Origin of the sequence: Niallia laureatilytica, from assembly GCF_046613985.1 — a bacterium.
Lineage (GTDB): Bacteria > Bacillota > Bacilli > Bacillales > Cytobacillaceae > Niallia.
The window spans coordinates 262,976-285,968 of sequence record NZ_JBKKHP010000002.1; the positions used below are offsets into that span (position 1 = coordinate 262,976).

At 39.7% G+C, this 22,993-nt stretch carries 21 protein-coding genes; 15 read left to right on the forward strand and 6 right to left on the reverse strand.

What is annotated here, in order from left to right; translation table 11 throughout:
• Positions 1-5: 5 nt before the first annotated feature.
• The 3 genes from ACLIJJ_RS06540 to ACLIJJ_RS06550 form a co-directional block, all read right to left on the reverse strand.
• On the reverse strand, positions 6-656 hold the full coding sequence (locus ACLIJJ_RS06540) for an HlyD family secretion protein (protein ID WP_233316764.1): 651 nt from the start codon (positions 654-656) through the stop codon (positions 6-8).
• Positions 653-1,105 (reverse strand): MarR family winged helix-turn-helix transcriptional regulator, encoded by a 453-nt coding sequence (locus ACLIJJ_RS06545; protein WP_233316765.1) that lies wholly within the window; start codon positions 1,103-1,105, stop codon positions 653-655. Before ACLIJJ_RS06545 ends, ACLIJJ_RS06540 begins: the two co-directional genes overlap by 4 nt.
• Positions 1,106-1,363: 258 nt before the next feature.
• On the reverse strand, positions 1,364-2,218 hold the full coding sequence (locus ACLIJJ_RS06550) for a manganese catalase family protein (protein ID WP_233316766.1): 855 nt from the start codon (positions 2,216-2,218) through the stop codon (positions 1,364-1,366).
• A 248-nt stretch (positions 2,219-2,466) separates the two neighbouring features.
• Between ACLIJJ_RS06550 and ACLIJJ_RS06555 the strand changes: the two genes are divergently transcribed.
• Entirely contained in the window at positions 2,467-3,798 is a 1,332-nt protein-coding gene (locus tag ACLIJJ_RS06555) for a GntT/GntP/DsdX family permease (RefSeq protein ID WP_233316767.1), read from the forward strand.
• Between the two features lie 57 nt (positions 3,799-3,855).
• On the opposite strand, the gene ACLIJJ_RS06560 is transcribed toward ACLIJJ_RS06555, so the two are convergent.
• Positions 3,856-4,701 (reverse strand): MurR/RpiR family transcriptional regulator, encoded by an 846-nt coding sequence (locus ACLIJJ_RS06560; protein WP_233316768.1) that lies wholly within the window; start codon positions 4,699-4,701, stop codon positions 3,856-3,858.
• A 149-nt stretch (positions 4,702-4,850) separates the two neighbouring features.
• Here ACLIJJ_RS06560 and gnd point away from each other — a divergent pair, with 149 nt between their 5' ends.
• Positions 4,851-5,747, forward strand: coding sequence for a phosphogluconate dehydrogenase (NAD(+)-dependent, decarboxylating) (gnd, locus tag ACLIJJ_RS06565; RefSeq protein WP_233316769.1), 897 nt, complete (start codon positions 4,851-4,853; stop codon positions 5,745-5,747).
• 32 nt (positions 5,748-5,779) lie between these two features.
• Here gnd and gntK read toward each other — a convergent pair whose 3' ends face one another.
• Positions 5,780-7,324 carry a gluconokinase gene (gntK, locus tag ACLIJJ_RS06570; RefSeq protein ID WP_237940982.1) on the reverse strand — a complete coding sequence of 515 codons (1,545 nt, stop codon included), beginning with the start codon at positions 7,322-7,324 and terminating at the stop codon, positions 5,780-5,782.
• A gap of 489 nt (positions 7,325-7,813) precedes the next feature.
• On the opposite strand from gntK, the gene ACLIJJ_RS06575 reads away from it, so the two are divergent.
• The 5 genes from ACLIJJ_RS06575 (at position 7,814) to ACLIJJ_RS06595 (ending at position 12,913) form a co-directional block, all read left to right on the forward strand.
• Positions 7,814-9,118 (forward strand): ABC transporter substrate-binding protein, encoded by a 1,305-nt coding sequence (locus ACLIJJ_RS06575; protein ID WP_237940984.1) that lies wholly within the window; start codon positions 7,814-7,816, stop codon positions 9,116-9,118.
• A 69-nt stretch (positions 9,119-9,187) separates the two neighbouring features.
• Positions 9,188-10,060, forward strand: coding sequence for a carbohydrate ABC transporter permease (locus ACLIJJ_RS06580; protein WP_396953793.1), 873 nt, complete (start codon positions 9,188-9,190; stop codon positions 10,058-10,060).
• On the forward strand, positions 10,047-10,934 hold the full coding sequence (locus tag ACLIJJ_RS06585) for a carbohydrate ABC transporter permease (protein ID WP_233316772.1): 888 nt from the start codon (positions 10,047-10,049) through the stop codon (positions 10,932-10,934). Before ACLIJJ_RS06580 ends, ACLIJJ_RS06585 begins: the two co-directional genes overlap by 14 nt.
• 52 nt (positions 10,935-10,986) lie before the next feature.
• A complete protein-coding gene (locus tag ACLIJJ_RS06590) occupies positions 10,987-11,577 on the forward strand; it encodes a YesL family protein (RefSeq protein WP_251645350.1) in 591 nt (196 codons plus the stop codon).
• Between the two features lie 34 nt (positions 11,578-11,611).
• Positions 11,612-12,913 (forward strand): alpha-glucosidase/alpha-galactosidase, encoded by a 1,302-nt coding sequence (locus tag ACLIJJ_RS06595; protein ID WP_411410680.1) that lies wholly within the window; start codon positions 11,612-11,614, stop codon positions 12,911-12,913.
• Positions 12,914-12,953: 40 nt separating this feature from the next.
• Here the strand turns inward: ACLIJJ_RS06595 and ACLIJJ_RS06600 are convergent, their stop codons facing one another.
• Positions 12,954-14,498, reverse strand: a complete 1,545-nt coding sequence (locus ACLIJJ_RS06600) for a glycosyltransferase family 2 protein (RefSeq protein WP_411410681.1) — start codon at positions 14,496-14,498, stop codon at positions 12,954-12,956.
• A 363-nt stretch (positions 14,499-14,861) separates the two neighbouring features.
• On the opposite strand from ACLIJJ_RS06600, the gene nagA reads away from it, so the two are divergent.
• The 8 genes from nagA (at position 14,862) to ACLIJJ_RS06640 (ending at position 22,989) form a co-directional block, all read left to right on the forward strand.
• Positions 14,862-16,058, forward strand: coding sequence for an N-acetylglucosamine-6-phosphate deacetylase (nagA, locus tag ACLIJJ_RS06605; protein WP_411410811.1), 1,197 nt, complete (start codon positions 14,862-14,864; stop codon positions 16,056-16,058).
• Positions 16,058-16,810, forward strand: coding sequence for a glucosamine-6-phosphate deaminase (gene nagB, locus ACLIJJ_RS06610; protein WP_411410682.1), 753 nt, complete (start codon positions 16,058-16,060; stop codon positions 16,808-16,810). Before nagA ends, nagB begins: the two co-directional genes overlap by 1 nt.
• Positions 16,807-17,523: a GntR family transcriptional regulator gene (locus ACLIJJ_RS06615; protein WP_233316777.1), complete on the forward strand. Its 717-nt coding sequence runs from the start codon at positions 16,807-16,809 to the stop codon at positions 17,521-17,523. The genes nagB and ACLIJJ_RS06615 overlap by 4 nt, the downstream gene beginning before the upstream one ends.
• A 4-nt stretch (positions 17,524-17,527) precedes the next feature.
• Positions 17,528-18,448 carry an N-acetylmuramic acid 6-phosphate etherase gene (murQ, locus tag ACLIJJ_RS06620; protein ID WP_233316778.1) on the forward strand — a complete coding sequence of 307 codons (921 nt, stop codon included), beginning with the start codon at positions 17,528-17,530 and terminating at the stop codon, positions 18,446-18,448.
• A 71-nt stretch (positions 18,449-18,519) separates the two neighbouring features.
• Positions 18,520-19,971, forward strand: a complete 1,452-nt coding sequence (gene nagE / locus ACLIJJ_RS06625; protein WP_411410683.1) for an N-acetylglucosamine-specific PTS transporter subunit IIBC — start codon at positions 18,520-18,522, stop codon at positions 19,969-19,971.
• 440 nt (positions 19,972-20,411) lie between these two features.
• Positions 20,412-20,756 (forward strand): DUF2294 domain-containing protein, encoded by a 345-nt coding sequence (locus ACLIJJ_RS06630; protein ID WP_233316780.1) that lies wholly within the window; start codon positions 20,412-20,414, stop codon positions 20,754-20,756.
• Between the two features lie 235 nt (positions 20,757-20,991).
• Positions 20,992-22,035: an ABC transporter substrate-binding protein gene (locus ACLIJJ_RS06635; protein WP_411410684.1), complete on the forward strand. Its 1,044-nt coding sequence runs from the start codon at positions 20,992-20,994 to the stop codon at positions 22,033-22,035.
• A gap of 18 nt (positions 22,036-22,053) precedes the next feature.
• On the forward strand, positions 22,054-22,989 hold the full coding sequence (locus ACLIJJ_RS06640; RefSeq protein ID WP_233316782.1) for a nucleoside hydrolase: 936 nt from the start codon (positions 22,054-22,056) through the stop codon (positions 22,987-22,989).
• Positions 22,990-22,993 lie beyond the last annotated feature (4 nt).

A 22,993-nucleotide genomic window follows, 5' to 3' on the forward strand; every position in this document is an offset into this window, starting at 1 on the left:
ATCACCTACTTATGAATTCGCACAGTTACATTCATACCAGGTACTAAATCTAAACCACCATAGTTATCAATCGAGATTTTTACAGGAATGACTTGCGTTTCTTTTGTGTAGTCGCCTGAAGAATTGCTGCTAGGAAGCAAAGAGAATGTGCTTGATGTTGCTAAGCCTAAAGAATCGACTTTACCAGTAAGAGTTGTATCTGGATATGCATCTACATAAAGATCGACATCTTGACCGACCTTTACATCATTTAAGTCCGTTTCATCAACATTTGCTGTAACCCAAAGATTGTTCATATCATATGCTTTAGCAAGAGAAGTACCTGCTGCTACGAATGAGTTTTCTACTGCTGAAGATTGGACAACCGTGCTGTTAGCAGGAACGTTTACATTGATTTTTGAAGTTCCAGTTTCTGTTGTTACTTCAACTGTACCGATTTTTTCGTTTTTGCCGAATTTTTCTCCGACATCACCGCTCCAGTTCGTTAATTTACCTGTTGCAGGGGAAGCAATGCTTACTTGCTGTCCAGCGATTTGGGCATTATCTGTTGAGATATACGAAACTGATTTGTCATAGAAATAATAGCCGGTAAAACCGCCGCCTACTAAGACAACTAGTAGGATGATGTTAATAAGTATCATGCGTCTTGCATTCATTCTTGAAAGTCCTCCTTAGAATTGAGAATCGTTAAGATTTTGTTGTTTAATTCAAGCAGTTTTTGTATATCTTCGTCTGGGAATTGCATTATTTCTTTTATTTTGCGGGCAACGACAGAGTCAGAATGCATCAGTGCTTCTAATTTTTCATTTCCTAGCTTTGTCAGATGTAGATTGACAGCTCTTCTGTCGGTTGTTTGAGTTGTCCGTTCAATCATATCCTGCTGCACAAGGCGGTCAATCACACCGCTGACAGTACTTTTTGTCAGACGTAATTTGTCTGCAAGCTCGCCTAAGCTTATATTCGGCTGAAATGAAACCCGATATAAAGCTTTTAGCTGAACAGCAGTCAAACCCATCCGGTCTGCATCTTCCTTTAGGAGCTGATAGTAAGCCTTGCTTATTCTTGCGTACGATCGAATCAGCTCATTGTTTAAAGCTTCTTTCACGCCATGCCTCCTTTTCCCTTATGAAATAAACTACCCAACCAGACATAAAAAATGCTGGAATTAATACCTTGTCAAAAATAGTTCGTATACGAACTATATCGCAAGAGCTATCTTCGCATAATTAATTAGGAGTATCATTAAAAGAAGTTAAAAAAATGATGAGAAAATAATGAGTGGAAAGTAGCTATATTAAAATAGAAGGAAAGCGGTTTATAAAACAGAGGAAAGACCCTTTTCAAAGGAAAAGGGCCATAGAAATCAACTGTTTAAATCATATAATCCTGGGCTGTGCTCATTTGGCATATCAGGAAGTTCAGGGACAGGATAGCCTTGAGGAGGCTCAACGACTTTAAGCTCTCCTTTATTTCTGCTTGGTGACTCACCTTGGAAAATCTCGCCGATTCTAGTGTCATCAAGACGGAAGTTGAATTGAGCATTATGGAAGCCTAAGTCTACATACTTGCGGCATTCAGGGTACTTATTGATGTCATAGTTTGGAACTGGGAATAGTTTTGCCCAGTTTACGCCTAATGTTTCAAGTGCTTTGGCGAAGGCATTTTGGTGTGCGTTGTCACGAACAATTAAAAATGCCAAAGTTTCACGGAATGTTTTGTTTGAGCTCATTTCATATAAACGTGATTTTTGCAAAACACCTGTTGACTCAAGAACTAAGTTATCAAGAAGATCAGCAACTAAGTTCCCGTGGCTGTATACATAGTTTCCTGTCCATGGGTTTCCACCGGCATCAACTGGCAGAGAAGCCTGTGCACCCATTATATAATGATGTGGGTTAACATTTTCTGTTGCAACATGAAGTGGTGCATTGCTTTCGCCAACAGAACCTACACCTATATCACCTGAACCATTGAGCAGCTGATTAATAGTTGTCTGAACGAGCTCCACATGGCTTAGCTCTTCAAGGAATACACCACGAATCAAGTCGCGATATTGTTTAGCTTTTCCACGGAAGTTAGCACTTTGGAAAGAGAACTGCATCATTGTTCTCATTTCTCCAAAACGTCCGCCTAATGCTTCTTGAAGGACTTTTGCTGCGGCTGGGTCTGGTTTATCAGGAACAATTACATTTATTAAATCTTCTTTATAGAAATACAAGATGATACCTCCAATGGTATTTTTTTAATTTTTATCATTTTTTATTGTTGATTAATTTTCTTTTTTTTATTCCACCCTTTTTAGAAACGAACCAAAAAGGGGATAGTAAATATATAATGAACAATCGAAATTGTTAAAATATTTTTTTCGAAAATAATAGTTGATGAAAGAAATTTTTTTTCGTATAATAAGTACATAGGAAATGAAAACACTTACAAATAAACAACTTTGACTAGGAGGTACATCATATGGATGCCTACTTATTAATTATCACACTAGTTTCAATCGTCCTTGTTATATTAGGAGTTTCCCTGTTTAAATGGCATGCATTTATCAGCTTAACAGTTGCAAGCTTATTTCTAGCCATTTTCTCAGGACTATCTTGGGATAAAATTGTAAGCGCTTATGAGACGGGCGTAGGTGGCGTATTAGGTCATTTAGTCGGGATTTTGGCGCTTGGAACAATACTTGGAAAAATGCTGTCCGAATCTGGGGCAGGGCTGCAAATTGCAAACTTCTTTGTTAGAGTTTTTGGAGAAAAGAAACTGCCATGGGCAATGTTCTTCTCTGGGTTTATTATCGGAATTCCCGTTTTCTTTGAAGTTGGTATTTTAATACTGCTTCCACTTGTTATCTCTATACAGAAAGCAACAAAGAAAAACATTCTTTTGATTGCTTTGCCAGGTATTGCTGGTTTGTCAATCGTTCATGGTTTAGTGCCGCCGCATCCAGGTGCTATTGCGGCAATCGGAATCTTTGATGCAAATCTAGGAAAAGTATTGCTTTACTCACTTATCATTGCACTTCCAGCCGGGATTGTCGGCGGACCGCTGTTTGCTAAATATATTTATAAACGTGTTGTACCACAAGGCGAGCCAGAATTAGTTCGTGTGGAAGAAAAAGACGAAAAGGCACTGCCAAGTGTAGGTATTTCTTTCTTCTCTATCTTGCTGCCTGTTATTTTAATGATTATCGGAACTGCTGCACCATATATGAAATTCTTGCCTGGTGAAGTTCAAAAAGCACTAGCATTTATTGGAAGTCCATTGGTTTCACTGCTGCTTGCTGTATTCTTTGCATTCTATTTCCTTGGCTTCAAGCAGGGAATAGGCAAGGAAAAATTGAAAAAATTCACAGAGGACTGCATCTTGCCAGTCGGATCAATCGTGTTAATCATCGGTGCTGGCGGAGCATTTAAACAAGTGCTGATTGACAGTGGTGTTGGTACTACAATCGGTAATATGTCTGAAAGCTTATCTTTGTCTCCATTAGTTTTAGCCTTTATGATTGCAGGACTTATCCGAATTGCGACAGGGTCTGCGACAGTTGCTTTAACAACTGCAGCAGGAATTGTGTCTCCAATAATTGCAGGTATGTCTGGAGTTAATGTGGAATTGCTTGTATTAGCAACAGGAGCAGGTTCCTTAATGTTCTCTCATGTCAATGACGCTGGTTTCTGGATGGTGAAGGAATATTTAGGATTGTCAGTAGAGGAAACATTCAAAACTTGGACAGTTCTTGAGACGGTTCTTTCATTCGTTGCCTTTGCAGGAGTATTGATTTTGGATCTGTTTGTATAATAAATAAAGAAAAAGGGTGCCAACCTTGAAGCTATCAAGGTTGGCACCCTTTTTATGTTACATTCTCGTATCAGAGATAGCATTTCTGATTTTCTTTAGTGACTTATTGGCTGTATCTTTATTTAAAATCATCATATTAACATACAGAGCATCAATCAGGCTTAATTGAGCAATCCGGGAGGAAAGGGCCTCAGACCTGAATTCTGTTTCCTCTGAGCTTGTAAACAGTGCCACATCTGCATGTTGAGCGATTGGTGATTTTGGATATCCTGTAATGCTAATCGTTTTGGCGCCATTGGTTTTTGCTGTTTTTAAGATATTGATTGTATCTTTGTTCGTACCGGAATGGGAGATGACGACAGCTACATCACGATCAGAAAGCTGGGAGGCAGACATCAGCTGAAAATGTGAATCAATGAATGTAAACGCTTTTATTCCTGTGCGCACAAATTTATGAAATGCATCCATTGCAATGACTGCTGATCCTCCAGTTCCATAAAACTCTACACGCTGTGCTGCAAGCAAAAAATCTGCCGCTTTTTGTATGGACGAACCGTTTACCAGCTGCAAAGTATTTTCCAATGTGCGAATATTCGACATAAACACCTTTTCTGTCACTGTTTTCACATTATCCTGTTCATTTATCTCTTCATGGATATGCTGGATAGGCTCAATGATTTCAGATGCGAGCGCGATTTTCATCGCTTGATAGCCTTTAAAGCCTATTCGTTTGCAAAATCGAAATACAGTTGCATCTGCAACGTTTAAATCCTCTGCAAGCTCATTGATTGTACTGTGAATAATTTTTTCTGGGTTTTCTAATATATAATCTGCAATCTTTTTTTCTTTTTCACTTAGTCTTGCATAATAGGAGCGGATTTTTCCTAAGCAGTTTTGTGCCATATCATTTGATTCCTTTCGACATATTATAAGTATAGTATAGCATATTCAAAATTAGAAAAAATATTTTTTAATACGCTTTCATTAATGAAAAAAATTTCGTATAATAAAGATGAGAGAGAAAATTTTTTTCATGAGGGAGCGTTATAAAAATGAATATTGGATTAATAGGTCTAGGAAAAATGGGATTCAATTTAGCAGAGAATTTATTGGATCATAATTATAGTGTAACAGCTTTTGACGTAAATGTAAGCGCTGTAGAAAAAATTTCAGCAGCTGGTGCCCTTGGTGTAAAGACAATAGCAGATTTAGCTGCTAGTTTGCCAAGTCCGCGGGTGATTTGGGTAATGGTACCATCAGGAAAAATTACCGAGGATGTTATCTTAGAGCTTAGCGAGCAATTAGAAGAAGGGGATATTATCATAGAAGGTGGCAATTCCCATTATCAGGACACAAAAAGGAGAGCAGCTGAGCTGAAGACAAAAGGCATTCATTATCTTGATGTAGGCACTAGCGGGGGAACAAGTGGAGCTAGAAACGGTGCGTGCATGATGATTGGAGGAGACAAAGACGTCTTCACAAGTGTGGAAGGCCTTTTTAGAGATATTTGTGTGGAGAATGGTTATTTATATACAGGAGAAATTGGCAGCGGCCATTTCTTAAAAATGGTTCATAACGGTATTGAGTATGGAATGATGCAGTCAATTGCAGAGGGGTTTGAATTGCTTGAGAAAAGTGAATTCAACTTTGACCATGAGCAGGTTGCGAAAGTTTGGAATAATGGCTCTGTCATCCGCTCATGGCTGATGGAATTAACACAAAATGCCTTCTCGAAAGATCCAAAACTTGAAAGCATTAAAGGAGTAATGCATTCATCAGGAGAAGGAAAGTGGACACTGGAAACAGCACTTGATCTGCAAGTGGCGATGCCTGTGACTGCGATGTCGCTTATGATGCGCTACCGTTCGTTAGAGGAGGATACATTCACAGGAAAAGTCGTAGCTTCATTAAGAAATGAATTCGGAGGCCATAGTGTAGAGAAGAAGTAAAAAAAGCTGCAGCTAATTGCTGCAGCCTCTTTTTATTTAACCCACTTGCGCTGGAAGTCAGCGATATACTCATACTCATTATTAAGCAATCTGGAGATACGGATAAAGATTGGTGTTAAATCTTCATAGATGACAACATTCTCTTTGATAGGCTTATGAGCATGTGTGCTGCCGACAAGCTCTTTCATAATGCTGAAATCTTCAATTTCTCCAAGTCCATACATGCCGAGAACGACTGCACCAAGGCAAGAGCTTTCAAAGCTTTCAGGGACTGTCACTTCCTGATTAAAGATGTCAGCCATCATTTGCCTCCAAAGCTCAGACCGGGCAAAACCGCCAGTAGCCTGGATTTGCTTCGGCTCACCGATTACCTCCTGCAAAGCAAGCATTACTGTATACAGATTTAATATAACGCCTTCAAGCACAGCTCTAACCATATGTTCTTTCTTATGGTGAAGACCAAGTCCAAAGAAGGAGCCTCTTGCGTTCGAATTCCAAAGCGGAGCTCGTTCTCCTGCTAAATATGGATGAAACAGAAGTCCGTCTGCTCCAGGAAGAACGCGGGAAGCAATCTTCGTTAACACTTCATACGGATCAATGCCTAGACGCTTTGCAGTCTCCACTTCTGATGAAGCCAGTTCATCACGAACCCATCTGAACGTCATTCCGCCGTTATTGACAGGACCGCCGACTACCCAATGGTTTTCTGTGAGGCAGTAGCAGAAAGTCCGCCCTTTTGGATCTGTCACAGGTTTATCTGTTACAGTTCGGATTGCACCGCTCGTGCCGATTGTGACAGCTACCACGCCAGGATCAATAGCATTTACACCTAGATTGGATAGAACTCCGTCATTGGCTCCAACGATAAAAGGAACTTCTTGAGAGAGACCGAGCTCTAAAGCAAGCTCTTCCTTGAGACCTGTGACAGCGTGTGTTGTCGGAACAGGTAAAGGCAAATGGTCTGGAGTTATTCCAGCAATTTCAAGTGCTTCTTTATCCCAGTCAAGCTGTTCTAGGTTAAACAAACCTGTAGCAGAAGCAATGGAATAATCGACAATGAATTCTCCAAAGAAATGATGAAAGATATATTCCTTTATACCAATAAATTTAGCAGTTTTTGTGAAGATCTCCGGATGATCAGCTCTAAGCCAAGCGATTTTTGCAAGAGGAGACATCGGATGGATTGGAGTGCCTGTGCGCTTGTATATTTCCATCCCATTTAACTCATTCTTAATTTTATCTGCCCATTCAGCTGAACGGCTGTCTGCCCACGTGATGCATTTAGTCAGCGGTTTGTTTTTATCATCGAGAGCAATTATACTGTGCATCGCAGCACTGAAGGAAACAAGCTTTAATTTCTCCAGCTCGACATTACCTTTTTTCAATGTAGTCTTGATTGCTTCTTTCGCAGCAGAAAGTATTTCATCAGGGTCTTGCTCGGCAATGGCAGGTGCAGGGCTGTAAAGCGGGTATTCAACATGATGCATGCTGATTACCTTGCCAGCTTCGCCGAATAATACAGCTTTTGTGCTTGTCGTTCCAATATCAACACCTAAATAGAAGGAATCCTTAAACATTACGAAATCTCCTTTATCATAAAATCCTTAAATATAAATTAAGAGTAAACGGTAACAAAAAAAATTTCTAGAAAACATAAACTTGTTAGAAAAATTTTTTCTTCTCTTTTATTTTAAAGCATCTTTTTTATTTTTGGAACTGTTTTCATTAAAAGAATAAAAGAAACAGGACAAGAAATCAAACATCACGGCGACAAATATCCCTTCGCAACTCGAATTATAGGGAAATTTTTGTAAGGGATATTCTTGAAAAAGCGGAAGCGGGCACTTAGACTAAAACTTGTAATTGGTAGCGGTTACATATTGCGCTATTAGGAATGATCCCCGTCTGACATCATAGAAATACAAAATTTTTTCTTTAAGTTTGTAAGCGGTTGCAAGTTTGTCTGATGTTTTAAAGAGATGAACGTGTTAGACTCTGAGTTTATTTAAGGGAGTGGGGTCCTCTTAGATAGTCAGAAATCAAACAGAGAAAAGAGGGGAAGAAACATGAAAAAAAGCAAGCTGATTTTGTTAACAATCGTCATGATTTTAGTGCTTGTGCCAATACTGCAAGCCTGCAGTTCCAAATCAGGCACTTCGGGGTCAGACGATACAGTCCAGCTCACCTTCTCAGCATGGGGAAATCCAGCTGAAATAAAGGTGTATCAAAAAGCGGTCGATGGATTCATGAAAGAAAATCCAAATATTAAAGTGAAGTTAGTACCAATCCCAAGTGATGGGTATATTCAAAAGCTGCAAACACAGCTGCAAGGAAGCCAAGCACCAGATGTATTCTATGTCGGTGACGGTGATATTTCCAAAATTATTGAAACAGGCAAGCTTGCACCGCTCGGTGAATTTATGAACAGCTCGGAAAGCTATGCAAAACCAGATGAATTTGCAGAAGGGTTATGGGGAGCGGCTAAAAAAGACAATGAGATTTACGGCATCACAGTCGATTGCAATCCGATGCTTATATATTACAATAAAAAGCTGTTTTCAGAGCTTGGAATTAAGTCTCCTCAGGACTATTATGACGAAGGCAAATGGAACTTCGAAGCGATGAAGGAAGTGACTGATGCCCTGCGTGACGGCGGCAAATATGGATTAATTGTTGATAACTCATGGAATACTCTTTTCAGCTGGATTTGGGCTAACGGCGGGGAAATTTACAACAAAGAGACTGGCGAATTCATTCTCGATCAAAATGAAAAAGGAATTGGCGCAATGAGTTTCTTGGAGCAAATGATTAAAGGAAAGAACTTCACTTATTCAGGATCTCTGCCGAAAGGTCAAGGCTCTGAGGCGATGTTTATGTCAGGGCAAGTTGGCATGGTTACTGCAGGCAGATGGTTCACACCACTTTTCCATGAAAATAAATCATTAGAATGGGATTATATTTCATGGCCATCTAATACAGAAAATAAGCAAGAGCCTGTTGCCATTCCGACTGCATATCTAGCTGCTAATAAAGATTCAAAAAATAAAGAGGCGGCGATGAAATTTGTTTCTTACTACACATCTAAGGTAGGGCAAGAGCAGCGTCTTAACGGTATCGGAAATGCAATTCCTTCTATCAATGGTATTGATGAAGCAATTACTAGCTCCAATGTTCCAGAGCATGTCAACTATATTATTGAAGCAAGGGAAAAAGGCTATGCAAACGCAATTCAATCCACCATTCCTGGGTTGGATAAGGAAGTCAATGACATTATGGACTTGATGTATCTTGGCAAAGATGATGCCCAGACAACAGTAGATAAACTGACGAAAAAAGCGAAAGAAATGATTGAAGAACATAAAGCGGAATAAAAAAGTAAATGGAGGAAGGGGAAGGAATTCCTTTCCCCCTTCTATTTTAAAAAAAGTGGGTGAACGCTGATGAGAGGCCGACAAAATCTTTGGGGATATGCATTTTTAGCTCCGCAATTAATCGGATTAATACTATTTTCATTGATTCCAGTTATCTTCACATTAACATTGAGCTTTATGAAATGGGACGGGTTTGGCGCTAAAGAATTTATTGGGTTAGCTAACTATATCGATCAATTTCAAGATGCCGACTTTTGGAAGGCCTTAGGAAATACGGTTTATTATACAATTTTAGTCATTCCTGTCAGTATCGCTTTGTCATTAGCGGTTGCAATTGCTCTCAATAAAATTAAGGGCAAAAATTTCTACAGACTTTTTTATTTTATGCCTGTTGTTACAAGCTCTGTTTCTATCGGGGTTATCTGGATGTGGATTTTAAATGGAGACTTCGGCATATTAAATCAAATTCTAGCAAACTTTGGAATTAAAGGACCAATGTGGCTGACAGACACAAACTGGGTCATGCCATCGATTGCTATTCTAAGTATCTGGTGGGGACTAGGACATAATATGGTTATTTTTTTGGCAGGCCTGCAGGGGATTTCTAAATCCTATTATGAGGCGGCAGAAATAGACGGAGCAACAAAGTGGCAAAAGCTTCGCCATATTACCTTGCCTCTGCTATCACCAACGACCTTCTTCATTGCTATAATGGCAATTATTTCTTCTTTCCAAGTTTTTGATCAGGCTTATGTTATGACAAGCGGAGGACCTGCTAAATCGAGCTACACGTTTGTGTATCATATTTACGAAGCCGCCTTTGTTGATTTCAAAATGGGTATCAGCTCGGCAGCAGCAATGGTATTGTTTGTCATCATACTCGCATTTACGCTAATCCAATTCAAAATGTCGAAAAGGTGGGTGCATTATGAAGATCAATGACGTACCTGTTAATACAGCCCCCAAGCCTGTGGTTCCATTGCCAACAAAGAAAAAAATCTCTGTTCTGCGCATATTGCTCCATCTTGTCCTAATTGCTGGTGCCTTTTTGATGGTTGCACCTTTCCTTTGGACAATAAGCAGCTCACTGAAAGATATGTCGCAAATTTTCCTTGTGCCGCCGAAATGGTTCCCTAATCCTATTAATTTCCAAAACTATCCCAATTCCTTAACAGCCATGCCATTTGCAAAAGCTTATTTTAACAGCTTCTATATAACAGCAGTTGTTGTGCTTTTAAACTTGCTGACTTGTTCCATGGCTGCATTTGCTTTCGCAAAAATGCGCTTCCGCGGTTCCAATCTGCTGTTCATTATGTTCTTGGCAACAATGATGATACCGAAGCAAGTGACGATGGTGCCATTGTACTTAATTATGGATGCCTTTGGCTGGATTGATACACATCTATCCTTAATTGTTCCAGCTGGCTTGTTTAATGCATTCGGGGTGTTTTTATTGCGGCAGTTTATTAGAGGGATACCGAATGAACAAATCGAGGCAGCTGTATTAGATGGGGCAAACCCAATTCGGATTTATCGAAGCATCATACTGCCATTGATCAAACCAGCACTTGCTGCCTTCGGAATATTTGCCTTTATGGGAATATGGAACAGTTTTTTAGAGCCGCTGATTTATTTAACTTCACCAGAAAACTTCACTGTTCCGCTGCTCTTGAATACCTTTAAAGGCTTATATTTTACAGACTGGTCCTTGATGATGGCTGGAACGACCATTTCCATTATTCCAGTTATTATTGTCTATATTTTTGCCCAAAAACAAATTATTGAAGGCATCGCCTTAACGGGCTCTAAAGGCTAAAGTCATTGATGGTTAGAACTATCCTTAATGAGGTGATCTTATTAACAAGCTGATGAATGCGTGCACATGGATATACCGCCTGCTGTATGCTAATCTTCTCTGGCTGCTGTTTACAGCCGCAGGACTTGTCCTGTTTGGAATTTTTCCTGCAACTGCAGCCATGTTTTCTTTAACGAAACAATGGCTCGAGGGAGCGGGAGATGACCATATGTTCCGAGAGTTTATGCTAAAGTTCAAAGCGTATTTCATCCAGGCAAATATTTTAGGGGCAATCGTTCTATTTACTGGTATCTTGCTGTATGTTGATTTCCAGTTTTTTTTACAAGCAGAGAGTACTATTTTTGTAGTTTTCAGATATACTCTACTGACTATTGCATTTGTTTATATCATTATGCTTCCATACTTATTTCCTCTATTAGTGGAAAAGAAACAAACTATAAGGGAAGTGCTGAAAAGTATGCTGTTTATGAGCATTACCCGGATTGCACACAGCGCAATTATGGTGATCGGCACTATCACGATTTTTGCTGTTTTCAGCCGATTCGCCGGCTTCTTCTTGTTATTCCTAGGAAGCACGATAGCGCTGTGGCTGACTTGGAATGTTAATACAGCATACAGGAACATACTGCGTAAACAAGCATAGCGGTTTTATAGAAGAATAGAGGGGAGAAAAACATATGTCCAAAATTACTTTCATCGGAGCAGGAAGCACTGTGTTTGCAAAAAATGTACTAGGAGACTGCATGATGGTCCCTGCACTGGAAGGTTTTGAGTTTGCTCTGTTTGATATTGATGAAGGCCGCTTGAAGGATTCGGAAAATATGCTGAACAATTTGCGTAACAACTATAATTGCTCTATTACGATAAAAGCTTATTCCAATCGAAAGGAAGCATTAAGAGGAGCAAAATATGTCATAAATGCCATCCAAGTTGGCGGGTATAAGCCTAGCACAGTTATCGACTTTGAGATTCCGAAAAAATACGGTCTGCGTCAAACAATTGCAGATACTGTTGGAATTGGCGGTATTTTCCGCAGTTTACGGACTATTCCTGTCATGCTTGAGTTTGCGAAGGATATGGAAGAAGTTTGTCCTGATGCCTTGTTTTTGAATTATACAAACCCAATGGCAGCACTTACTGGTGCGATGCTCCGTTATACGAATGTTAAGACAGTCGGACTGTGTCACAGTGTTCAAGTTTGTACATCCCATCTTTTAAAGTCTTTAGGGATAAAAGCCAATAATGTCGAGGAGAAGATTGCGGGGATTAATCATATGGCATGGCTTTTGGAAGTAAAAGCAGACGGGCAGGACTTATATCCAGAAATAAAGAGGCGTGCGAGAGAAAAGCAATTGCAAAAGCATTCGGACATGGTCCGGTTTGAATTGATGGAGAGATTTGGTTTTTATGTGACTGAATCATCAGAGCATAATGCTGAATATCATCCATATTTCATTAAGAAGCGCTATCCTGAATTAATTGACCGCTTTCAAATTCCGTTGGATGAATATCCGCGCCGCTGTGTTCAGCAAATCGAAAACTGGGAAAAAATGCGCAAGGAGCTTGTACATAACAGCAATCTAACACATGTGCGCTCCCATGAATATGGTTCAAGAATTATCGAAGCGATGGAAACAAACAACCCTTTCAAATTTGGAGGCAATGTTTTAAACACAGGCGGCTTAATCAGCAACCTGCCTGAAAAGGCATGTGTCGAGGTGCCGTGCCTTGTTGATCGCAACGGGATATTGCCATGCTATATAGGCGAGCTTCCAGAGCAGCTAGCTGCATTAAACAGAACTAATATCAATACACAGCTGCTGACAATTGAAGCTGCTGTCACCCGGAAAAAAGAATATATTTATCAAGCAGCCCTGCTGGACCCTCATACTGCAGCTGAACTGTCTATTGATGATATTGTTGCCATGTGTGATGATTTAATTGAAGCACATGGAAGCTGGCTGCCGAATTACGAATGAAAAATGGATGCATCTATTATGGATGCATCCTGTTTTTTCTTTATTTAATTTTCAAAGCAAGATTTTGATTAACAGTACAATAGAAATGACAGTTTTTACTCTGCTGTTTCTTTAAGCTTTCTATAGATGCCGGGATATGCAATTGCACCTTTTGATAGTCATTGTAGCGTAAATAAAGATTGTACACTGATTTTGGAAGAGCGCTTAGCCACTCGAGCGGTATGGCTATTATTCCTTCACCATTTTCATCGACGGATGCAGGAAGGCTGAATTCTGATGCTGCGGACTGCCTGTCCCGTAAAAGAAGTTCTTGGATCGCTGCATCAACACCTGTTGCCTTCAAATGAAGGCTAATATGGTCCGTGTTAGAGGTGCAGTTGGCAAGCTCTGCATGAGCTGGAAGCTCGATATATTTATAGGGCTCTGCTAATGGTGACACCATAAAGACTTGATCATCTTTAAAATGAAAGTTCTTTATTTTTGTATTCGCATGCCAGCGGGTGAGTTCTTCCACTTCCTTATAGCAACCGTTTTTAAAAAGCTGATAGCATGCTTTGTTAATAGGCTTAAAGAAATGATCGCTAATGTCATAATCTAAACTCTTAGCTGTCCTTAATGTTTTTTTCATTGTCCATACATAGGCTTTCCTTTTCAAATAGTCATTTGCTTTATGCTTTACTGAAGATTTTTCACTTCGCAAAGTATGGTAACGGTTGATAAAGCCGGTAAAGCAGTCAAATTCATATAATCTGTTCAGTATCATCTTTTTTATAACAGGATCAAGTTCTTTGCCCTTAAAGTAGCGAATCACCTTTTGATTACATTTCATCTTATGTAGGACATTCGTTCTTGAAGTTAAGGAATCTTTATTTTCGTTTTGTCTGTTTAAATAGTAAATGACATCTTTTGTTGTTGAGATGGATTTACAGCATGCGAGCACATCCATAAAAAATTGCTTATCTTCGGCAAATTTCATGGCAGGAAACTTTAGGCCATTTTCTTTAATAATGCTCGTTTTCATCATTCTTGCTCGTGGTCCTAAGTGATGAAAGATATGGGGGATAGAAACTGGCGGAACATTCCTTCGCTCTGTGCTTGATTCATGCTCTCCCACGATTGCTGTACCGTCTGTCCGTATTTTCACAGTTTTACCCACGATATAATCATCATTTGTTTCTTTAAGCACATTATAAAGCTTTTCAAGCCCGGATAATTCAAACCAGTCATCTGCATCAAGGAATGAAATATAGGGAGCCTTAGCAAGCTTTATACCTAAGTTTCTTGGGTAGGCAGGTGTCCCTGTATTCTTCTTTAGGAATGCTAGCTTAATATTTGGATGTTTCTTGCTGTACTCAAGCAGAATGGAGCGGGTATTATCTGTTGAACCGTCATCCACGAGGATGTATTCAATTTTTTCTCCTAATGTTTGATTCAAAACAGAATCGATTGTTTTTTTTATAGTGGCATCATTGTTGTATACAGGTGTAACCACCGTTACAATGGGGGCTGCAGTCTGGTTGGGATGCTGGAAAAGCTCATAATCGCTGGCAGTTTTAGTTTTCGGCCGAAAAAAGAGTAGATTCATCTATCATCCAAACTTTCTTTAATGTATTTATTTGAAGCTATTAGTTAAACTAGTGCTATCACCATTATGAAATATTTAGTATAAAACTATACATTTTTCACGAAATTATGCTAGTTTTAGAAATAAAATCCAAGGGAAAGGGGAGAATAAAATAGAAGTATTGACAATATAAAGAGCAGTCATTTATAATCTGCTTGTAAGCGGTTTCGATTGATTGCTAAAAAAATAGGTCAGATAATCTCACAAAAACCAAGCATTATTTTTAATATTTGCTAGAATTGGTTTATATTGAATTAACTGGTCTAGACATCTAGTTATATAGTTGATAAATTATTTTCAGTTAGAAGGGATCATGTTATGACAATGAAGGAACAAGGTGAGCTTTTGCTTCTTAAAGACTTAACCATTTACACAGAAGAGGGAGTGCTCTCAGATGGTTATTTGCTTATGGAGAAAGGAAGGATTCATTCTTACGGAAAATTAGCGGAGCTTGAGAAGACAGAGAACGTGCAAACAATATCATTCCCTAAAGGAAGCAAGCTTATTCCAGGGATGATTGACATTCATATTCATGGGGCGAAAAATGCCGATGCGATGGATGGTTCACACGATGGACTAAAGACGATCGCCGAAATCCTGCCATATGAGGGAACAACAAGCTTTTTAGCGACAACGATGACACAAGGGCAGGAAGAAATTGAATCTGCGCTTACGTGTATTTCGGCATTTATAGAAACAGACAACAAACCAGGCCAGGCAGAAATTCTGGGCGTTCATTTAGAAGGACCATTTATTAATGAAAAGAGAGCAGGAGCACAGCCGCTCGATGCAATTAAAACGGCAGATATTGAGCTTTTCCAAAGATGGAATCAACTGGCTGGTAACCAGATTCGACTGGTTACATTAGCGCCTGAGAAGGAGAATGGGCTAAAGCTTGCAGCTTACTTAAAAGAGAATGGTATTGTCGCGTCAATGGGACACACAGATGCTGTTTATGAGGAAGTAGTTGAAGCCGTACAAGCAGGAATGAATCATGTTACACATCTATATAATGGCATGAGAGGTTTCCATCATAGAGACCCAGGCACAGCTGGAGCTGTCCTCCTTCATGATGAGTTAACAGCAGAGATGATTGTAGATGGAGTTCATATCCATCCAGAAATCGTCAAACTGACCTATAAACAAAAGGGGAAGGATAAAATCATTCTGATAACAGACAGCATGAGAGCAAAATGGCTTGAAGATGGTGTTTCCTCACTAGGCGGTCAGAAAGTAATTGTAAAAGACGGCAAAGCGTTGCTCGAAAATGGGGCTCTTGCTGGAAGCACTTTAAAGATGAATGATGCACTCACCAATATGATGGCTTTTACAGGCTGTTCGTTAGAGGATGTCATCACAATGGGTGCTTATAATCCAGCTAAACAAATTGGCATTTTAGATAGAAAAGGCAGTATTAAAACAGGCAAGGATGCAGATTTAGTCGTACTAGATGACAACAATAAAGTAATCTTAACCATTTGCAGAGGAATAATCGCAGCAAAATCCGGAGGTGCAGAATAATGAAATGGATCGAAGTAGATAACTATGAAAAAATGAGTGCGCAGGCAGCAGATGCCATCATCAGACTTGTGAAGGAAAAGCCTGATGCTATTCTTGGTTTGGCAACTGGCGGAACACCTGCTGGGACATATAAACGTCTTGCAGAAGACTTTAAGCAAAACAAAACATCCTATGAAAACATCAAAACTGTTAACTTAGACGAATATGTGGGCTTAGAGGCAAATAGTGAACAAAGCTATTCCTATTATATGGATAAGCATCTGTTTGATCATATTGACATTAAAAGAGAAAATGTTCATCTTCCAAAGGCGGAAACACCGCCGTATGAACAAGATGCCGCAGAATATGAGGAGCTGATCGACAAATTAGGAGGAGTGGACTTACAAATTCTTGGTATTGGCGAAAATGGCCATATTGGCTTCAATGAGCCGGGCACATCATTTACCTCGAAGACAAGTGTTGTCGAATTGGATGAGTCAACAAGAGAGGCAAATGCAAGATACTTCGAAAATCGCGATGACGTACCGACACATGCGATTTCTATGGGGATCTCTACCATTATGAAAAGCAGAAAAATCATTTTGCTCGCTTCAGGCAGCAAAAAAGCGCCGATCTTATATAATCTTTTCCAAACAGAGGTGACAGAGGATATTCCTGCATCTATTCTGAAGCAGCATCCAGATGTAACAATAATTGCAGACAGTGAAGCTTTGGCAATTTTGAAGGATAAACAAGGAAGTGTATATCGTTGATTATTAAGGATTCCCATATTCCAATCTATTTTCAGCTGGAAACGGAAATAAAGGAGCTTGTAAAGGGCTTAAATCCTGGGGACCCAATTAGTTCTGAAAGAGAATTTGCAGAGAAATATGACATCAGCAGAATGACTGTCCGTCAAGCTATCAATAATCTTGTCAATGAAGGTATTTTAGTTAGAAAGAGAGGCAAAGGAACCTTCGTTGCAGCACAGAAGGTAGAGCAGCCTCTTTCCGGCTTGACGAGTTTTTCAGAGGATATGCGTTCAAGGGGGATGAAGCCGCAGACGAAAATCCTTTCTTTTCAACAAATCAGTTCTGACAAAAATATTGCTGCAAAGCTGAAAATAGAAGAAAACATGCCGGTATATGAAGTGAGCCGTCTAAGGCTAGCAGATGAAAGTCCAATGGCGCTGGAGGTTTCTTATTTACCGGCCCATATTATCACTGACCTGACCGAAAAAACCATTCACGCCTCCCTTTATGATTATATTGAAAAGGAGCTGCAGCTTACAATCAGCCATGCATCACAAACGCTGGAGTCATCCCTTGCTCAAGGAAACGAATGCAATTTATTAAAAATTGAGGAAGGCGATCCTGTGCTGCTTATTGAACGCTACAGCTATTTGGAAAATGGAGCGGCCTTTGAGTATGTTAAATCCATTTACAGAGGAGACCGCTATAAATTTGTCATCGATATGAAGAGGTGAAAATATGAGCGAATTAAGAGGAACAGAGCAGCGCAATCCACACAGTCTTCATTTAGATGAATGGTCAACACTAGAGATTGTTCAATTTATGAACAAGGAGGATGAAGGAGTTGCTCAGGCAGTCCGTGGAGCACTGGCAGAAATTAGCCTTGCCGTCGATGGGATTGCTGACAGATGGAAGCGCGGCGGCAGATGCTTTGTTGTTGGGGCAGGGACGAGTGGCAGACTGGCGGTAGTTGATGCAGTAGAGCTAGTTCCGACGTTTTCAATCGCGCAAAACAGATGGGTGCCTCTCCTTGCTGGCGGATATGAAGCAATGTGGAATTCCCTTGAAGAAACAGAGGATGATGATAACTGGATTATTGCTGCACTGAACAGCCACTCTCTTGCAAAGGACGATGTGGTGATAGGGGTAACAGCCAGCGGGTCAACACCTTTCGTTCTCGCTGCTGCAAAACTTGCAGCTCAAGTCGGTGCGATGACAATTGGAATCAGCAACAACGAACAAACTGTTTTATCCTCTATATGCGAAATCGGGATCGAGGCGCCAACAGGACCTGAAGTGATTAGGGGATCAACAAGACTGAAGGCAGGCACAGCTCAAAAAATGATTTTGAATATGCTGTCAACAGCAACGATGACAAAGCTCGGCAAAGTATATCAAAATGAAATGGCAGACATGAAACTGATTAACAAAAAGCTTGTGGACAGAGCTGTGCAGATGCTGATTAACATAACAGATACAACAGAGGAAGAGGCGCGGGCTGCTCTTATGAGTGCAGACCTTAACTTGAAATCAGCAGCATTTTTGATTCTGACAGGTGCAGCAGCTGAGGAAGCAGCGGAATTCTTAACACAATCAGAGGGGCATTTAAAAAAAGCGATTCAGCTTTATTTCCAGGACGTAAAGGAGGGGAGGGCTTAAACGAACAAAGAAGATTAATCTAAGCTATTATATATAATTTTTTTACTTTGAAAAACTAAAGGGGTAATAGTATGAAAGCTTATTTGCAAAAACTTGGTCGAGCTTTAATGCTGCCTGTAGCTGTATTGCCAGCGGCAGCGATTTTAATGGGGATAGGTTATGCAATCGACCCTTCTGGATGGGGAGCAGACAGTCCAACCGCAGCTTTTCTAATAAAGGCTGGTTCTTCCATTCTTGACAATATTCCATATTTATTTGCAGTTGGGGTTGCATTAGGATTATCTAAGGATAAGGATGGATCTGCTGCGTTAAGCGGTTTAGTAGCATTTCTAGTTATTAAGACATTGTTATCCACAAATTCCGTTGCGATGCTTCAAGGAGTTAATCCAGAAGATGTGAATATTGCCTTTACAAAAATTGAAAATGCCTTTATTGGGATGCTTTCTGGTATAGTCGCATCGATTATGTATAATCGCTTCAGCAAAACACAGCTTCCAGCCGCATTTGCATTTTTCAGCGGCAAAAGGCTTGTTCCAATTCTAAGTGCTGTCAGTATGCTTGTAGTTGCTGTTATCTTATTATTCTTATGGCCGGCTATCTACAGCGGATTAGTATCATTTGGAACACAAATCAGTAAGCTAGGAGCAATCGGAGCAGGTTTATATGGTTTCTTCAACAGACTGCTTATCCCGACAGGTCTCCATCATGCGCTGAATGCCGTATTCTGGTTTGACTTAGCAGGTATTAATGATATCGGGAACTTCTGGGCTGGCAAAGGGGAAAAAGGTGTGACCGGTATGTATCAAGCAGGCTTCTTCCCTGTTATGATGTTCGGATTGCCAGCAGCTGCTTTGGCAATGTATCATACAGCTAAGACGAAAAGAAAGAAGCAAGTCGCATCCCTTATGCTTGCAGCAGGAATTGCGGCATTCGTAACAGGTGTAACAGAGCCAATTGAATTTGCCTTTATGTTTGCAGCACCTGGATTGTATTTAGTTCATGCCGTGCTTACTGGTTTCTCACTGGCAATCGCGTCCTTCTTCCATTGGACGGCCGGGTTCTCCTTCAGCGGTGGCTTAATTGATTTTATTTTAAGCTCACGGCTGCCTTTGGCAAACCAGCCGTATATGCTGATTGTTCAAGGGTTGGTTTTCGCTGTTATTTATTATACGCTGTTCCGCTTTTTAATCACGAAGTTTAACTTGACGACACCAGGGCGTGAGGAAGAGACTGCTGAAGAAGCAGCGGTAACAACACAGACTACTGGTGATAACAAATTTGCTGCAATGGCTTCACAAATATACGAAGGTTTAGGCGGAGATGAAAATGTCGCTTCTGTCGATAACTGTGTAACAAGATTAAGAATTGAAGTGAAAGACATGGATGCAGTAAATCAGAATAAAATCAAAGCGACGGGAGTGCCGGGAATTAATATTGTCGGCCCAACTAGCATTCAAGTCATTGTCGGCACACAAGTGCAGTTTGTTGCAGACGAAATAGAGAAAATCAGACACGAAGACTAACAGCTGTCTCTTAAAATACGAACAAATCCCGATTAAAAGGTAATCGGGATTTGTTGTATGTTAATGGAGGCGTAACTCCTGTTATAAATAACCTTAAGAGTGATATTCACAAGAATTCTGCTCTTTTATTAAAAAAGTAATTTTCTAAATAATTTTATAATGATATGATATGTAACAAGATTAAAGAGATTTGGTTAAAGTGAAAACTGGTCAGATATTCTGACAAGAGTCTCGTTTTTTTACATGAAAAGAGGTAAACTAACGCGGAAGAGTGTTTTTTTTCTATTTAATAGGAAATATTGTTTTGAGATATAGTTCGTATTTTGCTTGGATTTTATTACTTTAGAACTGTTTTTTTATAATTTTTTATTTAAAAAGCGCACATTTTGTTGTAAATGAATAAAAAGGTATGTATAATACAGGTATAAACAGTTTGGCAGGTGATTATCATAGATTCGAATGAAACGAAAAGATTACTTTCTCAAATCTATAATAAAGTATCAAAGGAATTGTTTGGTGCTGGTACCACATTGCTGAAAGTAACCATCGATCAAAACGTAATAACCTTGCAAGCCAAGCATCCGAGGGCTTCCCGATCAGCTGCACTGGAAGGGGAAGTGCCGAGCTTAAAGCTAGAGGTGGATTTCCATCTGTCTCTATTGTTTAAGAAAAAGTTCAGGCAGCAGCTTGAGGAACAAACAGGCTGGAATATTGAAGCTTTATTAAGAGATTACGATTCATTCACTCAATTTGCTTTTACAAATATCGTCTTAAATACTAAATAATGAGGATTTTTGCTTGGATTTATCTGAGTGAAACGCCAAAATATAAGACTAAGATAGTTTTCCCTTTGTTTATCAAAGAAAAGACAATCTTAAGTAGAAGAATGATTCTATTTAAGATTGTCTTTTTTTGTTTTGCTTCGCGCCTTTAAGGCGGGCAGGATAAAAAAAGGGAGTATTATACAGCATTTATTATAAAAAAATATCTAATAGAAATGAAAATGGAGGAGCATAAAAAATGAAAAAAATAGTTCAAGCATTTGCAGCATCATCTTTACTGTTATTGGCAGCTTGTGGTTCTAATGATTCAGGCAGCAACGAAGGAAAAGAGAAACTTGTTGTATCGACATGGGGCTTTAATGAAGACTTTTTCCGTGAAGAAATTTATAAGCCTTTTGAAGAGGAAAACAATGTAGAAATCGTTTTAGATACAGGCAATAATGCTGATCGTCTCAATAAAATCAAGCAAGGCAATTCAGATGTAGATGTTATTTTCTTATCAGACTACTATGCACAGCAAGGCATTCAAGATGGATTATTTGAGACGATTGACCGCGAGAATATTCCTAATGTTGACAAAATCTATGATGTAGCGAAAGCTCCGCTAGGGGAAGAATACGGACCAGCGTACACAATTGCTCAGTTTGGAATTGCTTATAACCCTGATGAGTCTCCAATTGAAATCACTTCTTGGAAGGATTTATGGAGTGCAGATTTAAAAGGGAAAATTACCATTCCAAGCATCACTTCTACAACAGGTCCGATGATGGTTGATTTAGTATCACAGGTGAGCGGTCAAGAAACATTTAATGAAGATGCAGCTTTCACATCCTTGAAAGAAATTATGCCAAGTGTTGTGAAGGAATACGGACAAACTTCTGAATATGTAAACATGTTTGCACAAGGCGAAATTGCAGCTGGACCAATTATGGAAATGTATTTTGCTGACTTGAAAGAAGCAGTTCCAAATGCAGAATTTGTAACACCGGCTGAAGGTGGTTATGCAGTAATGAACACAATGAATGTTATTAAAGGAACAGATCAAAAAGAGCTTTCTGAAAAATTCATCAACTACATTCTCGGTCAAGAAGCTCAAGAGAAATCAGCAAAAAATAAAGTGGATTCTCCTGTAAATATTGATGTCGAGCTGACAGAAGAGGAAGCTGAGGGACTAACATATGGAGAAGACTTGATTAACAGTCTTCACACAATGGATATGAAATTCGTTAATGAGAACTTGAGCAAGTGGATAGACCGCTGGAACCGTGAGCTTATTCAATAAGAGTAGGAGGAACTTGGAATGCCTGAAAAGCTGATACTTGATGTGGATACAGGGATTGATGACGCGATTGGCATTTTGCTCGCCGTTAAAAGCAAAAACTTTGACCTGTTAGGTATAACGACAGTGAGCGGAAACGTCTCCTTGAATACCGCGACTATTAATACATGCAAAATACTTGATTTGCTTGGTAGTACAGAAATACCGGTTGTTAAGGGAGCAGAGTCTCCCTTGTTTAGAAAGCCGGTTTTTGAACATCGTATTCATGGAGAGGATGGCCTTGGCGGAGCGTTAAAGGATATCCCTGTAAGCAATGAGATAAGCGATGGCTTTGCACCAGACTTCATAATCAATTCAATTTTAAGTTTTTCTGGAGAGGTTACCTTAATCTGTACCGGTCCTCTTACCAACTTGGCATTGGCTGTGAAAAAATGTCCTCAAATTACGAAGCATGTCAAAAAGGTGATTTTCATGGGCGGTGTAGTAAGAGGTGTCGGCAATATTACCCCAACAGCTGAGTTCAATGCTTATGTTGATCCAGAGGCTGCAAAGATTGTCCTTCAGGCTGGCTTTCCGTCCATTGTACAGGTTGGCTTGGATGTAACTAGAAAGGCATTGCTTACTAGAGATCATATTCAACAGTTGAAAGATGAAAAGCTTGCGAGCTATATAGATGAAAGCACAAGCGATTATCAGCAAAAGTACTACTCCCGCTATAATGTGCATGCATGTGCCATGCACGACCCGTTAGCGGTCGGAATTGCCATTAACAGCAAGCTGGTGGTAACAGAGAAGCATTATGTGGATGTGGAAACAAAGAGTGAATTATGCGATGGTCAGTTTGTGTGTGATTTCCAAAACCGCTTGAACAAGGAGCCTAATTTAGAGGTATGTCTTGAAGTGGATACGGAAGCCTTTTTTGAAATGTTTATTGAAACTTTAAATTCTAAAAACTAAACAG

Excerpts from the sequence above, each read along its gene's own strand:
- nagA (WP_411410811.1), top strand. The coding sequence starts at position 14,862 with ATGAAGGAACAAGGTGAGCTTTTGCTTCTTAAAGACTTAACCATTTAC.
- murQ (WP_233316778.1), top strand. The coding sequence starts at position 17,528 with ATGAGCGAATTAAGAGGAACAGAGCAGCGCAATCCACACAGTCTTCAT.
- ACLIJJ_RS06580 (WP_396953793.1), top strand. The coding sequence starts at position 9,188 with ATGAGAGGCCGACAAAATCTTTGGGGATATGCATTTTTAGCTCCGCAA.
- nagE (WP_411410683.1), top strand. The coding sequence starts at position 18,520 with ATGAAAGCTTATTTGCAAAAACTTGGTCGAGCTTTAATGCTGCCTGTA.
- ACLIJJ_RS06560 (WP_233316768.1), bottom strand. The coding sequence starts at position 4,701 with ATGGCACAAAACTGCTTAGGAAAAATCCGCTCCTATTATGCAAGACTA.
- gntK (WP_237940982.1), bottom strand. The coding sequence starts at position 7,324 with ATGTTTAAGGATTCCTTCTATTTAGGTGTTGATATTGGAACGACAAGC.
- ACLIJJ_RS06595 (WP_411410680.1), top strand. The coding sequence starts at position 11,612 with ATGTCCAAAATTACTTTCATCGGAGCAGGAAGCACTGTGTTTGCAAAA.
- ACLIJJ_RS06575 (WP_237940984.1), top strand. The coding sequence starts at position 7,814 with ATGAAAAAAAGCAAGCTGATTTTGTTAACAATCGTCATGATTTTAGTG.
- ACLIJJ_RS06540 (WP_233316764.1), bottom strand. The coding sequence starts at position 656 with ATGAATGCAAGACGCATGATACTTATTAACATCATCCTACTAGTTGTC.
- ACLIJJ_RS06600 (WP_411410681.1), bottom strand. The coding sequence starts at position 14,498 with ATGAATCTACTCTTTTTTCGGCCGAAAACTAAAACTGCCAGCGATTAT.
- gnd (WP_233316769.1), top strand. The coding sequence starts at position 4,851 with ATGAATATTGGATTAATAGGTCTAGGAAAAATGGGATTCAATTTAGCA.
- nagB (WP_411410682.1), top strand. The coding sequence starts at position 16,058 with ATGAAATGGATCGAAGTAGATAACTATGAAAAAATGAGTGCGCAGGCA.
- ACLIJJ_RS06640 (WP_233316782.1), top strand. The coding sequence starts at position 22,054 with ATGCCTGAAAAGCTGATACTTGATGTGGATACAGGGATTGATGACGCG.
- ACLIJJ_RS06635 (WP_411410684.1), top strand. The coding sequence starts at position 20,992 with ATGAAAAAAATAGTTCAAGCATTTGCAGCATCATCTTTACTGTTATTG.
- ACLIJJ_RS06555 (WP_233316767.1), top strand. The coding sequence starts at position 2,467 with ATGGATGCCTACTTATTAATTATCACACTAGTTTCAATCGTCCTTGTT.
- ACLIJJ_RS06590 (WP_251645350.1), top strand. The coding sequence starts at position 10,987 with ATGAATGCGTGCACATGGATATACCGCCTGCTGTATGCTAATCTTCTC.
- ACLIJJ_RS06585 (WP_233316772.1), top strand. The coding sequence starts at position 10,047 with ATGAAGATCAATGACGTACCTGTTAATACAGCCCCCAAGCCTGTGGTT.